Source organism: Pseudomonadota bacterium, assembly GCA_026388315.1.
GTDB lineage: Bacteria > Desulfobacterota > Syntrophorhabdia > Syntrophorhabdales > Syntrophorhabdaceae > MWEV01.
In genome coordinates, this window is record JAPLKA010000052.1 from 12,348 (window position 1) to 26,358 (window position 14,011).

Annotated in this window: 11 protein-coding genes and 1 pseudogene; 8 read left to right on the forward strand and 4 right to left on the reverse strand. The window is 45.0% G+C overall.

Translation table 11 applies throughout. From position 1 onward, the window contains the following. The first annotated feature begins 12 nt into the window (after positions 1-12). The 3 genes from NTX75_06655 (at position 13) to NTX75_06665 (ending at position 3,551) form a co-directional block, all read left to right on the forward strand. On the forward strand, positions 13-1,263 hold the full coding sequence (locus NTX75_06655) for a caspase family protein (GenBank protein MCX5815912.1): 1,251 nt from the start codon (positions 13-15) through the stop codon (positions 1,261-1,263). A 28-nt stretch (positions 1,264-1,291) separates the two neighbouring features. Continuing rightward, a complete protein-coding gene (locus tag NTX75_06660; GenBank protein ID MCX5815913.1) occupies positions 1,292-1,942 on the forward strand; it encodes a tetratricopeptide repeat protein in 651 nt (216 codons plus the stop codon). 175 nt (positions 1,943-2,117) lie between these two features. Next, on the forward strand, positions 2,118-3,551 hold the full coding sequence (locus tag NTX75_06665) for a tetratricopeptide repeat protein (GenBank protein MCX5815914.1): 1,434 nt from the start codon (positions 2,118-2,120) through the stop codon (positions 3,549-3,551). Between the two features lie 16 nt (positions 3,552-3,567). Here NTX75_06665 and NTX75_06670 read toward each other — a convergent pair whose 3' ends face one another. Further along, complete coding sequence (locus NTX75_06670; GenBank protein ID MCX5815915.1) at positions 3,568-4,308, reverse strand: hypothetical protein; 741 nt, start codon at positions 4,306-4,308, stop codon at positions 3,568-3,570. 627 nt (positions 4,309-4,935) lie between these two features. Beyond that, positions 4,936-5,274, reverse strand: a pseudogene (locus NTX75_06675) (DUF4870 domain-containing protein). Positions 5,275-5,345: 71 nt separating this feature from the next. Here NTX75_06675 and NTX75_06680 point away from each other — a divergent pair. From NTX75_06680 to NTX75_06700, 5 genes are all read left to right on the forward strand, one after another. Next, entirely contained in the window at positions 5,346-5,900 is a 555-nt protein-coding gene (locus NTX75_06680) for a hypothetical protein (GenBank protein MCX5815916.1), read from the forward strand. 34 nt (positions 5,901-5,934) lie between these two features. Continuing rightward, complete coding sequence (locus NTX75_06685; protein MCX5815917.1) at positions 5,935-7,131, forward strand: tetratricopeptide repeat protein; 1,197 nt, start codon at positions 5,935-5,937, stop codon at positions 7,129-7,131. Beyond that, positions 7,128-10,655, forward strand: a complete 3,528-nt coding sequence (locus tag NTX75_06690; GenBank protein ID MCX5815918.1) for a hypothetical protein — start codon at positions 7,128-7,130, stop codon at positions 10,653-10,655. The genes NTX75_06685 and NTX75_06690 overlap by 4 nt, the downstream gene beginning before the upstream one ends. A 371-nt stretch (positions 10,656-11,026) precedes the next feature. Next, a complete protein-coding gene (locus NTX75_06695; GenBank protein MCX5815919.1) occupies positions 11,027-11,599 on the forward strand; it encodes a hypothetical protein in 573 nt (190 codons plus the stop codon). A gap of 70 nt (positions 11,600-11,669) precedes the next feature. Further along, positions 11,670-11,855 carry a hypothetical protein gene (locus NTX75_06700; protein ID MCX5815920.1) on the forward strand — a complete coding sequence of 62 codons (186 nt, stop codon included), beginning with the start codon at positions 11,670-11,672 and terminating at the stop codon, positions 11,853-11,855. 107 nt (positions 11,856-11,962) lie between these two features. Here the strand turns inward: NTX75_06700 and mnmE are convergent, their stop codons facing one another. Both mnmE and NTX75_06710 read right to left on the reverse strand, forming a co-directional pair. Beyond that, positions 11,963-13,330: a tRNA uridine-5-carboxymethylaminomethyl(34) synthesis GTPase MnmE gene (mnmE, locus tag NTX75_06705; GenBank protein ID MCX5815921.1), complete on the reverse strand. Its 1,368-nt coding sequence runs from the start codon at positions 13,328-13,330 to the stop codon at positions 11,963-11,965. Then, positions 13,317-14,009, reverse strand: a complete 693-nt coding sequence (locus NTX75_06710; protein ID MCX5815922.1) for a Jag N-terminal domain-containing protein — start codon at positions 14,007-14,009, stop codon at positions 13,317-13,319. Before NTX75_06710 ends, mnmE begins: the two co-directional genes overlap by 14 nt. Positions 14,010-14,011: the final 2 nt, after the last annotated feature.

The following is a 14,011-nucleotide window of genomic DNA, read 5'->3' on the forward strand; positions in this document are numbered from 1 at the left end:
AGAGGTGGTATCATGAAAAGATTTTTTCATTACATATTGACAGGATGTATTGCATGTTTGTTTATAACCGCGGCATGTCTCCTGCATGCCGCAGAGTCGCCTGTCACGGAGTCTCACATTAACGGAATAAATGATCTCTTTAAAAACAATAGCATTGCAAAGGGATTTGTCGAATTTGATCAGTACAAAAGGGTGATGCTGAAGGGCGAATACTCCGACGAAAAAGAGGTGGACCTGGCATTCTCGCTCGCCCAGACCGTTGTCGGTATAAAGTGGGTATCTCCCGTCACCCCGGAAAACATCAAGGTTAAAGAGTGGGAGAGGAGGCTCGGCAGCCTCTTCAGCAGGGCAGCCGTTCTCAAACCACGCGTGTCTGGCGGGGCGCCGGGGCCGGTAAGGAATAAGTATGGCCTTGTTGTAGGTGTCGGTAAATTCAAGAGTAATATTAACCCTTTGCAGTATTCTGTCAGGGATGCAGGAAGTTTTTATAATTTTCTTGTTGATCCAAATAAAGCAGCCTTTTCAAAGAGCAACGTCTACTTTCTCACTGATCAAAATGCAACAAGGGATAATATAGCGCGGTATCTGGATGGGATAAAAAAGGCTGCCGGTCCCGACGACCTTGTGGTTATTTATATGAGCAGTCACGGAACGCCGCCGGACAAGTTCGGCGGAGTCAATGTAGTGACCTATGATACTGAGGTTAAGCCCCGCGAGAGGGTCTGGCAAACTGCTGTTACGGAAACTATGCTGAAAGATTTCATCGAGAATTTGCAGGCAAAACGGCTTGTCATGATACTCGATACCTGCTACAGCAACGGTGCCTACAGGGCTGTACCAGGCTTCCTCCCCGCCGGAGGAAAGTCACTCGGTGCGGCTGAGGATGAAGAGGGTTATGGCCTCTCAAAAGATTACGGCAAAAGACTCTTAGGATCAAAGGATATAGTCCTTGAAGACGAGCCCAGGCCAAAGGCGGGCTCCGCAAAAAGCGTTGATTTACAGGATGGCTACGGAAAAGTGCTGATAAGCGCAAGCAGTGCAGGGGAAAAATCTTGGGAATCCGATACGTTACGCAATAGCGTATTCACTTACTATTTTGTAGACGGGCTTGGGCGATATCGGGGATCGGTTAAGGATGCCTTTACCTATGCAAAACCCCTCGTATCACAGAAGGTAAAACAGGAAAAGGGGGCCGACATAGAGCAGACCCCGCAGGCCATGGCAACCAATACGGATTGGAATATGCGATTTATTCAAAGATAGTACCGTTAAATACAAGGAGGGTTACAGCATGAAAAAAGGTTTTTTAATCGTTTTCCTGACATTATGCGTTCTTTTAACAGGAGCTGTCGGGTGTCAGCAGAAGCCGGAGGCGCCGGTCGTTGCAAAACAGGAGACATCACTGCCCCCGCCACCTCCACCACCCCCACCGCCGGGAACCCAGCAATCATTACCTCCACCACCCGGAGCACAACAGGCAACGGCAGCCGGTGAACCGAGCCTTGAGGTAAGGACCCACATTAAACAGGGCCTGTCGTACGTGAGCGTTGCAAAGAATGCAAATTCATCTGGCATATTCAACGAAAACATCGAGAATGCTATCAATGAATTTTCCAATGCCACAAAGAAAGACCCCAATTATGCTGAGGCATATTCAAACAGGGGAGTGGCCTACATGATGCAGAAAAAGTACAACAAAGCGCTCGATGACCTGAAAAAGGCAAAAGATCTGAAACCGGACAGTGCAAACATACGTTATAACCTTGCATCCTGCTATTCTCTCATGGGCAGCGTCGATTATGGCCTCGATGAGCTCGATGCCGCTCTGGCAAGAGGTTTTAACAGCTATGATTCTCTGAGAAAGGACCCTGATATTGCAAATTTAAGAAAGCATAAGGAATTCAGGAAGATCCTGGAGAAGCACAAAGTCTTTATTACATAGTAAAATAGAACCATAAGATCAATATAGACCCTGCCGGATGATTGGAATCCGGCAGGGTTTTGCTAAGATATTTTAATGAGGTGGGGTAATGAAAATATTTTTTACAGTTTTAAAGGTACAGGATGCCCTCGATACTTTCAAGAAGGCCGGGGACTTCTTTAAACGTTAACATATATTGAAAACAAACGAAATTACGGGCTTAGCCATAGGTGAAGCCCGTAATGCCAATAAATCAAATCTTTTCCTGTTTTTTCAATCTGCAATAGATATTGTTGTTATCTTTCTCCCCACCCTCCTCATCTATCTTAACGCCTTCCGGGGTAGTTTTCAGTTTGATGATTACAACGTGATTGTCTTTAGCCCCGTTATTCATTCCTGGGCAGCATGGTGGGCAGATGCAAGCCGAGGCATCAGACCGTTTCTTAAATTTACCTATACCATGAACTGGACTTCAGGTATGGGACTTTTCGGTTTCCATCTGTTTAATATCATTATTCATGCTGTAAATGCTGTTCTCATATATGCCCTTACACGGAAGTTCCTTGAAAACCAGTCACAGTTTGCATTACATGTGCAGCGCAGCATCGCCATTCTCGCTGCCCTGCTGTTCGGTCTTCACCCTATTCAGACAGAGGCCGTAACATACATCAGCGGCAGATCTGTTTCTCTCATGAGCGCATTCTATCTGGGGAGCCTCCTTGTATATGTCTACGGAAGAATCGGAAACCGCAAGCTTTTTCTGTATGTTCTCTCTCCCCTTTTCTTTATCTTGAGCGTTGCAACAAAAGAAGTGGCTGTCACATTGCCTCTTGCACTTCTTCTCTGGGAGATAACAGACAGGCTGCAGCCCTTCTCTTTTCGCTCCATCATTAAGAGGCAGGGTGTGCACTGGCTGCTGTTCCTTCTTCTGTTACTTATCCTTATTACCCATGCCCGTTATGGAAAGCTCCTCGCGTTCAGCTTTGAACTGCGGGGGTTTTATGCTAATCTTCTAAGCCAGATTCATGGGGTTACGTATCTTTTATCCCGGCTGTTTTTACTTACAGGACTCAATATAGACCCTGATTTGCCCGTAATTGCAACATGGTCATTACCGGTAATCCTTGAAGCTGCCTTCCTGGCGCTTTTTTTGTTTGTCGGAATTATTACATTACGCAGAACACCATGGTTATCCTTCGGTATTCTCTGGTTTTTCCTTCATGTAATGTTTGTCAATATTTTTGTGCCACGTAATGATATTATTAACGAAAGACACTTCTATTCAGGGGGATTCGGAGCTTTTCTCGTTATAAGCGCGGCATTTGGTGTCCTTTTTAATGTATATATTAGAAACAAAAAGATATTTTTTGTATTTACCTTCTGCATATTGTTGCTGCTTGGGTGTTTTACCATTGCACGCAATAATGTGTATCGAAGTGAGATTGTGCTATGGGAGGATACGGCCCGCAAGTCTCCTCAGAAGGCACGAGTCTTCAATAACCTCGGATATGCGTATTGCCTTGCCGGGCAATACGATAAGGCAAAAGAGGCTTACAATAAAGCTTTGCAGATTGACCCCGATTTTGAAATAGTTCGCAACAACCTTTCATGGATCGAAAAAGGACAATAAGCATAACCTGTGATTATTAAAGTGTCTGCCTTGCCCTTCGCCTTTTTATCAGAGTTACGACAAATATTACAGCAGCAAGTACTATTGACCCCCCGAGGATGGCAATACATGTAAGGATTGTCGTCATTAGCCGTGTTCCGAAGCCTTTTCCAATGGCAAGGACTATTTCAGGCCCTAGATTTTCCTCAGGATACCAGGCGGAGATTTCGTAAGGACCGGTCTGTCCGGCCGTGAATTCCAGCACCCCGATCCCGGACCTCCCGGTTGAATAGGAATAGCTTGCAGACGGGCTTGAAAGTGGAACCGGTTGCCCGGTCATCTTCGATAGTATATTGCACCTCATATTCGGCGTTTTCTGACCCGTGTTATAGATCTTGCCACCAACAACACTCTGGTATTCGTAAAATATGATGTAATTTCCGGGCTCTTTCAGGTTTATATCGTATTTACCGGGGACAACTATCCGTGCAAGGGAATTTTCCATACTTTTCAGGCCGCTCAGAAGCACAAGCACAAAAGATGCAACGCCCACCACCAGAATGAGCGCAGAGAGTGCGTAAAGCCAGCGGCCTGGTCCATGCTGCTGTCCGGTCCCTCCATAGGATGGCGCACCGGAACTTACCTGCTCATGCGTCTCATAAGCTGCAGAGCTTTCCTGTAAGGTACCTTCCTGTATAGCGCCTTCCAGAGACTGCCCGCAATGTGTACAGAATTTGAGGCCCGGTTTTATATCCGCCTTACAATAGAGACATGTCATGTTTATACCTCTCTTAGTATTTAAGGTTGTTTAATACATTGCTTTACTTTTCATCAAAACAGTTTTGAACTTCCAGCCGCTGTTCATTACCGCCTGCTCAATAACTGAACGGGTTTTTCCGTAGTCCCAAACATAGTCAATGACCTTACCATCAGGACCATACTGAACCTCTTTAACCTTGCCAAAAAGGGTTTTGCCGCTTTTAAAGGTTTCAGTTTTAAACCCCCCGCCGAAATCAATCCCTGAACCAGTTTCTTTAATCATCTCCCAGAATATGACTGTCCGCTCCTCATCTTTTACCAGCAAACAGGCTGAATATTCAACCTTCTTTTTGCCCACACCCCAGTTTGCATCGGCAAGCACGCTTTTGATTTCCAGATCGGTTTTGTCGCTCCTGCTTACAGACAAACCAGGATATTTTGACAGCTCCTGCTCGATTGCCTTCAGAATAGGCTCTTTATCGCTTGAAGCGGCAGGCGCAGGGCTGGCAGCAGGCGTGGGTTCGGCTGCATCCCCCCTGACATCCAGCCTTGCTCCGCACTGTCCGCAAAAAAGGTTTGATGGGTTAACCCTCTTCCCGCACTGCCAGCAAAAATGACCTGCCGGTTGTTGCATGTCCCCATCTTTTTCAACAAAACGTTCGGCAAAATCACCCACTACAGGGAGCTTGAGCCACTCCCCCTTCAATGTTTTAAACATCAGGATAACCCAGAGCAGCAAACCGACAATCCATAAGAGCAAAGATAAGAGCCACCCGAAGTATGGGATTACTCCAAAAATCATAGATGCCGCAGTAATGGTCAAAAAAGTTATTAGGGATTGCATTGCATGAAACCGGACAAATTTATTGCTCCTCTCCAGTATCAAAAATGCAATGCCGCTGACCCACCCCAGTAAATAACAGAGTGAGCCCGCGATATTTTCATCAATTCCCAGTGATGTTTTAGACTTGTAATTACCTTCCATAGCACACCCCCTTTACTCCAAGCGTAGTAAAACATATTTTAGTTGTCAATAGAAATATAGTAAGCTTTATTGTGGAATCAAAAACGGTGAAACGATTTATCATCACTTTATTGGCATGTTTTATCTTCCTATTCCCTGTGTTAACTGCGCATGCAGAGGAAATAGATGAGGAAGAAGAACTTATTAATAGTTTTACATCAAAAAGGGAGGAGTTTATATGGAAGGGCTGGGCATTTACACTGGGAAATAATGTTCAGGAGATTATTGCCAATCTTGGAAAACCGAACAAAATTAAGACAAAGAACGTAAAGAACCGCCACAACCCGAAGCAGACAGATAAAATATCCCATCTCTATTACGACTGGCTTGAAGTTGCAACGTATCGGGTTGGTGACAACGAAAAAGAGTTCATTATATTGTTGTCTATTAACAACAGCAGATATGAAGCAAAATTCGGTATTGGTATCGGCAGCAAAAAGGATGATATTATGAATGTGCTTGGAAAGCCGTCGAAACAGAAGAAAAATCTGCTCAAGTACGAACATGAAAGTAGTTATGCTGAGGTAAATTTCTATTTCAGAAACAATGTGGTTAGTAAAGTTGAATGGCTCGTTTTCCCTGATTGATGCATGGATCTTTTCAAAAAAAAGGAGCGAAAACATGCATAAACAAATAATAATCATACTGGTTTTTTTGTTGTTTTTGTTCTTCAATCTGCAAGCTATTATGGGCAGCGATATCGAATCGCCAGGCATATGCCATGCCCAGGCTACAGGTACAACCGCAGGCGCTTATGATCAAAAGAACAATATGGAGATTGCAAAAAAGTTCCGTACAGAAGGGGAGGTCTTGCAGAAGAAGGGGCAGCTTGCCGCTGCTATCGATAAATACGAGCTAAGTCAGAGGTATTATCCTGACACAAAACTTGCTGACCATGTTAAGGTGCTCCGCAATGCCCTTGCAAAACAGTATATGGAGGTAGCCAAAAAGCTTCGGGCAGAAGGCGCTGTGCTTCAACAACAGGGCAAGATAGAGGCTGCAATAGTAAAATACGAACAAAGCCTGAAATACTACCCTGATCCCGAACTTGATGCGCATCTTGCAAAATTGCAGGACGCCCTGTACGTTTCCAAAAAGCCGAAGATTGAGCTGGAGGGCGTGCCTGAAGGGTTCCGCAACGAATTGGCCGTTATAGAAAACATAAAAAAAGACCCAAGCAGGGCCAATATCGAAGCACTTGCAGCAACAAGGTATCAATATGCTCTGAGCTTGACTAAGATGGCAACTAAGAAAAATGATGAAGACGCGCAAATGCTTGCCCTTGTTTATGCAAAATCCGCAACCGAGCTTGCGCCTAACAATCCGGACTACTGGTCCCTGCTCGGGCAGACATACGACAGGATTGGCGCCGACGGTGAGATGGCCGGTATTATGGCTGAAGACGCGCTGCAAAAGGCCGTTGAATTAAGCCCCGAAAACAATATACTTCGGTTGCTTCTCGGTCAGTCCTGCTACAGGCATGGAAATTTTTCTTCCGCTCTTGTCCAATTCGAGGCCGCGTTAAAGAGAGATTCAAAAAAGATTTCGCCTCCGACAGTTGCAACGATGTGTTCAGCCTATATTCTGGATTCACAATATGACAGGGGGGTCGCTTTTTTCAGAAGTATACTTGAAAAGCAACCCGATGCGGACAGTGCGCGGATAGCCCTTGCAATACTCGTCCACAGGCAAAGCAACAACGTACAGGCCATGGAGGAACTGGACTGGATAATAAAGAAAAAGGGAGCTTCTGATGAAAACCGTGCATATGCGCTTACCTTGTTTGAGGAATGGAAGTCTCAGGGGGCGAAGCCATGAAACATAGATTTTTGATATTTTTTTGTCTGGCCGCATATGTTTTTTTCACGGCGCATCCTTCTTCCTGCAACACAGAAGACCTTGAAACGCGCAGGATGCAGTATCAAAACGATGTTGCGGCAGTCACTGAACGTTTTGAAGGAATGATTCCTCCTGAAGCGTGCGATGCGGACGGTTTACCGATGAAAGAACACCCGGCATACAAAAAAGTAAAGGCGCAATATGATGCCGCAATAATTGATGTTCAAAAAAGCTATGAAAAGTACAATCTGGAGCGTATTCAGCAGCATAACGAAGTAATTAAGGAAATCCCTCCTGAACTTGCAAAAAAGATAAAATCAACCGGACGGGACCCGGCAAGCATCAACAGCGACATTGACCTTAGCGCTGATTTTGACGCAGCGAATGCATATTCAAAAGCAATGGGAAAAAAGCCAGGCAATAATGTAATCCCGAAAGGCGACAGATTTGTGATTACAGGCAAACAGGATACGACCGTATGGATAAATAAACGTCCGGGTTCCGATCCTGTGGGCAGTTCCTCCTTGGAGGCTGAAATTGCCCACAAGGCGGCAGTTGACAGCGATGCCTATTTGTCGATAGGTGATAATACCTCAAAGAAAGTGGAGTTGCTCGACCACACCAGAAAGTTTGTTGACGCCAAATCAACGGGAGATATACGCGTTCAGGCAAAAGCGGTCAATAAGATAATCAAGTCTTCCGGGGTCGCCCCTTCGGACGCCGGCATTGCCGGGCAGTCGGAAAAGATTTACAATGGCGCTACCGCAGAGCAGGCCGGTATTGTTGATTTCGGAGACCCCCCTGAGGTAAAGAAGCAAAAGATAAATAACTTCACAAAAAGAGGGGAAAAGACGATTGTAGACATCAATAAAAACGTAGATGGCAAAAGCGTGCAGGAATACAACGATCTGGACAAACAGATAAACGATGCCGTTAAGGCAGGAGACAAAAACAAGGCTGTAAAGCTTAAAGAAACTAAAATTATAAACAAGCTGAAAGAAAACGGTTCTTTGAAAGCGATAGCCGAAAGCGACCCGGAATTTGGAGGGAAGCTTACCGGAAACGAGGTTACAAAAGTCACAAACACCGATGGAAGCGTTGTTTATAAGGACAGCGCCGGTAAAACGATATCCAAAAGCGAACTTGTAAACAGGGTCGGGAACAACGTATATAAAGACCTCAAATCCACGTTTAAATCCATGGTCAACCCCGCAGAACCTGTAATCAGCTATGTAAAAACACCGACGAGCGTTAAGGCAGGCGCAGGCGCTGTCCTGGCCTTATTGGTGTTTGACAAAATATACAGAGATTTAAAAAAAGAAGAAAAACCATGGGAAAGCTCCATAGAAACCGCAGGCAAGGCGCTTGTCTATGCAACGGGCATACCCGGGGCCATAGGCATTGGAGAAGCGGCAGCGCAGAAGGCGGTCAAAGAGTATCAGGATTGCATCAACCAGGGCAGAAAAGACTGTTCCAAGGCAATGACAGTGTTGAAGGCAAACCTTTACGCGGTCAATGACGCCAATACCGCGTTCTGGACAGGCATTGCAGACATACCCAATCTGGTTATCAATACCCCGCTTCGCTGGGAGACCGACAGCGCCGAGGAAACAGCAAAGGAAATGGAAAAACGCGTTGAGGAATACCGTCCTATAGGGGCTTTAAGAAAGCTTGCATTGGAACTTTCAAGGCTGGCGGGTGAGGCGGATACCCAATTGAGATCCTTTGTTCCTCTCGATGAGCAGGCATGGAACCTGCAAAAGCAGGTGAGCTCTATAAGCAGCAGTCAACTGCAACTGGACGGGTCTATTAAAAAGCTTAAAAACCTTTGTACATCAGCAAAAGAGATAAACAAAAAATCCGCAGCCGTGAAAAATCTTGCTGAAATATATGCCAACATTACAAAGCGGCTTACTGCTGTAAAACAATACGCCCAGCAAACATGCAGCGCTTCAAACCAAACCATAAAAGCCTTTAGCGAAGGGAAAATTGATGAAAAAGGCCTCGAATCATACAAGGCCAATATAAAATCGACATACCTCGATCAAGCCGAGACGCAGTACGCCTATGCGCAACAGGAAATGACGTCGCTGAAAGGCACTGCCGGCGAAAAGACCGATCTTGCAACTCAGGCCGTGAACGCGCAGAAGGAATTTACGAAATATATGAATTTTATACAGGCTGTTTCTAAAGGCGCCGCCAAACTCACGGATGACTACGTGAAAAAGATCGTTCAGCTTAACGCCACGGTCACAGAGTTCAATAATGCACTTGCCAGGTTTCGTACAGGCGTGAAATATTTTTATAATGAGAAAGACGTCAAGGAACAGCAGGAAATTTTAGAGATTGCCCGTCAGGTTGATGCGCTGAAAATAGATATCAAAAGCGCCGTGGAACACGAGGGCAAGATCAAAGACTTTTACCGGTTTACTGTTGATGTGACAAAGCTCGCACAATTAAAACCCGAACCATGTCCGGAGATGGATCTGCTTATTTCACGGTCCGGGGGTGATGACCGGTCGGTTCCGGCCTTTGAGGAGGCGGGAAAAATGATCGCTGAAGGGCGTAATTGTTACGCCAATTTGAAAAGTGCTTCACAGGTTAAGGCCGAGGTTTCAATCAGGGTATCGCCTGCAAGCGCCGAGGTATTCGTTGGCGATACGCTGACTTTTGTTGCATCGCTTACTCCCGAAACAAAAGGCGCGCAGAATTATTTCAGATGGACGGTGAACAACCAGGAATCGGGCAACAAAAGCAGTTCGCAACCCTTAAAGATCGGGTGTAAAGGCAGCCACACAGTCAGGGTGGAGGCGTTCAGGGCTGTAAGCGGGGCAGCTCAGAAAATAGGTGAGGCAACATATTCGCTTATTGCAAAAGAAAAAGAACAGGTAAAGGCAAAGGCATCTATCTATATCTCCGGGCCAGGTAAAATAAAGATGGGCCAATCAGGCACATATACCGGGATGATCTCAGAGACAAATGTTTCCGAGTCTGTTTTGTATTTCAAATGGTTAATAGATGAGAAGGAAACCGGAAGTGGGAAAACTATCTCGTTCAATGGAAGCACTCCCGGTGTTCATGCCGTTGGGGCGGAACTCTGGATGAGGGGAAATCCCGACACGAGGCTTGCACAGATAGGTTACGCCGTGGTGGTTGAGGGACAGCCTGCGCCTCAGAAAGATAAAGAGATAAAGAAAAATCAGTACGAAGAGTGTATAAGCAGTGAAAAGAAGTATTACGAAAACGCGGTAAATTGGTTTCCCAAGATCAGGAACAAGGATTCTTATCCACACTATAGCTGTCAGCCCATGGGTTCGACTCAGGAATATCCCCCCAAGCAGTGTTGTGATACATACTATGCAACCCGAAATCAACCCGGAAGGAGCGATGCGTGGTATGTTCTCCAGGAATGCGGATGGAAAGTGGAGACAAAAAAGAGAAAAGAGACCTTTGATAAAAAAGCGGAGGCATGTCGTAAAAAATATCCTGATGCAAAACCGTAGTGACCATGAAAAACTGGAATATGGTTTATACATATGTGTGAAGGCAAGTAAAAGGTTTACTAAAAACAACGAGAGGTAATTAAAACGATAAAGCCCAAACTTTACAGCTTATATATAACCCTGTGTTTTATGCTTTTATCCGACATGTCCGCAGTTCTTTACGCTCAGACGAGCCCTGTCAAAGCAACAAAGGATGACCTGGTCCGTTATTAAGTAATTTTGTAATAGTATTTTCCTTGCAAATTAATTAAAATTGCAGGAGAATTAAAAAAAGCATGGGGATCAAAAATAAATGTGTCATTGCAAGACTTGGTTCCTTTTGCTTTCTTTGAAATAATCATGCAATTTCATGTTCCAACTGGAGGTAAATCATGAAAAATACGTTATACATCTGTTTTTCTTCTGTTCTTATATGTTGTCTGCTCTCCTTTTCATCCATCTGTGCTCAGGAACTTACAGGAAGAGAGCCACCCACAAAGCTATTTCAGGAACAAGGAGCCGGCTATGTCATAGAATATCCCTATGGCTGGACCTATGTGAAATCCGGTATCACCGTTGTATTCAGTGGACTATCCGGTACAAAGGCATATTTTTCCACCGTGAGTATTCAAAATTTGCTTTCCACGAAGGCAAAAGCAGGAAAGTACCAAGATGTGGATGCCGTAATAGGTGACTTTTTAAACCAATTAAAAACAGCAAAAGAATTCAAAAGATCCAACATAGAGCCTTTCCCTTATTCAAAAGGCAGTGTGCATCTCATGGGGAAGCAATTTGTTGGGGAATACTGGAGGGATGGAGAGAGGTTCAGACAGTGGATCATTGTGCTTCCAAGACCAAAGGGAGAGGCATTCCATGCATGGTTTTACACCTCTCCAATAACACAATATGACGAATTTTTAGGCACTGCAAAGATAATGCTGAATTCATGGATTATCGTAGAATAACATAACCCTTACTTTCGGTAGTCCCGCGATCATAAATCAATACCTACAGGATGTGAGGGTATCGCAGGCCGTGGGGTCAATTACAGCCAAAACCACATTCAGGATAGGACCAAGCCCTAACGAACTCCAGGGGACACTCTACCCCTGGCATGTGCAATGGAACGATGATGGGAAAACGGTCATTATAAAAGAAAGGTGGCAGGGAGGCAATACTCATCCGGGAAACCCGCCACGCCCATTTGCTCTGAAGAGATAGAAAGGGGGACATGGGGATATGGTTCCGTTGCTTGATTGCCCTGCGGGCGTCTTAAATTCCGTAATTCGTGACGGGAAAAAGGGGTTCAAGGATTCGCAGTTCCACTGTTACTTCCCTATGCAAAACCGCTCAAAGATGTCGTGGAGAATGTCATCAGGGCATGTTTCTCCTGTGATTTCTCCGAGGTGAAAAAGTGACTGGTGGAGTTCGAAGGCGGTGATTTCCAGCGGCCCATTCGTTTTTATGACACTGATCGCTTCTTCCAGTCCCTCTGATGACTTTTTCAGGGCATTTCTGTGTCGTTCGTTCGTAATGAATACGCCGCTGCCTTTCATCCCTTTTTCCATTAATTTTTCATACATTACATGTTTTACCTGTTCAAGCCCTATGTCTTTTAATGCCGAAATCTCAAGCCATTTCAAACCCTTTGATTGTAACGCACCGGTATCAATAATCCCTGGCAGGTCAATTTTGTTCAGTACGACAACTTTCCGTTTTGTGGCAATACTTTTGTATACTTCTTCGTCCTCACCGGTATATTGTCCGGAACTGTCCAGCACCCAGATAATAAGGTCTGCACTGGGGATTTTCTGTTTTACCTTCTCTACTCCTGCTTCCTCTACCACATCCAGCGGTGTCCGCAAGCCTGCCGTATCAACGACCTTTACCTTTACTCCCTTGATATGTATTGTATCTTCGATGAGGTCGCGTGTTGTTCCGGGTATAGGGGTAACAATTGCCCTCTCTTTGAGCAGGAGGGCGTTTAAAAGACTCGATTTGCCCACATTCGGCTTGCCGAGAATGAGCACCTCAAAACCCTGCTTGATGGCCTTACCTTCATAGTATGAATTGAGCAGTTTTTTGATATCCAGTCTTGTTTGCTTCAGCGTCGAGAATATCTCTTCTTCATCAACACCTATCTCTTCTTCGGGGAAATCAATGAGGGCTTCTATCTCTGTGAGGACCCTTTTTATATTTTCTTTAATACCGGCAATCTTTCCTGATAGCGACCCGCTCAGGTGCTCCATGGCATTATGTAATTCTTCGTCGGTCTCGCTCTGGATAATATCGAGTACGGATTCTGCCTGGAGAAGGTCGATCCTTCCATTCAGGAAGGCTCTTTTTGTAAATTCACCAGGGTCGGCAAGCCTTGAGCCATGCTCCATCATCAAAGTGAGGATATTCTTCTGTGTGGCATATCCACCATGGGAATAGACCTCCGCCACATCCTCTTTTGTATAGGTATCTGGCGCCTTCATAAAGACGGCAAAGACCTCATCAATGATTTTATTATTCTCAGTGTTTATGATATGACCGAGATAGAGCGTGCGGGGAAGGAATTCCTCTTGTTTCTTTTTTGGGACAAATATTGTTTTTAATATTGAATGGGCTCCATGCCCACTCATCCTTATTATGCCAATGCCCCCTTCACCGGGGGGAGTTGATATGGCACATATGGTATCAGCGATTTCCATTCACAAATTTGCGATTTCCATCCGCAATCTTGTTTGGTGAAATAACCACTTTCTTTGTATGCCCTTCGCCTTCACTCTTCGTGTTTATGTTTTTATTGTGTTTGAAGAGCGTGTGAACAACTCTTCTCTCATAAGGATTTAGAGAATCAGTCTTTAAAGCCCTTCCGGTCCTTTTCACCTTGTCGGCCAGCCTTTTTGCCATAACCGTAAGGACCTGTTTTCTTTTTTCCCTGTAACCATTGATGTCGATGAGCAGCTTGAGCCCCTGTTTGTATCTTTTTGTAATGGCAAGCCTCAGGACATGCTGGAGTGCCTCCAGAGCTTCCCCATCCTTTCCGATAAGGATGTCACCATGATCGGACTGTACAAGGAACATGAGTCTGTCATTTGCCCTTGTGACTCTCACACTGAAAGATAAACCGACAAACTTCGAGAGTTCTTCCAGAAATTTTTTTCCGTATTCTTCGGGCTCCTGTGGTTCTTCAGGCTCTTCGGGTATATTGATTACCCTTAAACGAGCCGTAATTCTTACCTTTTTGCTGCCGAGCAGACCGAGAATCCCCTTTGTGTCAACCTCTTTCACGTCTATATCGAGATCTTTTTCTTCTGCATTCAGTTCAAGTGTGGCCTTTCTTATTGCCTCTTCATACGTTTTGCCTTCAACTTCTATATAATCCATGG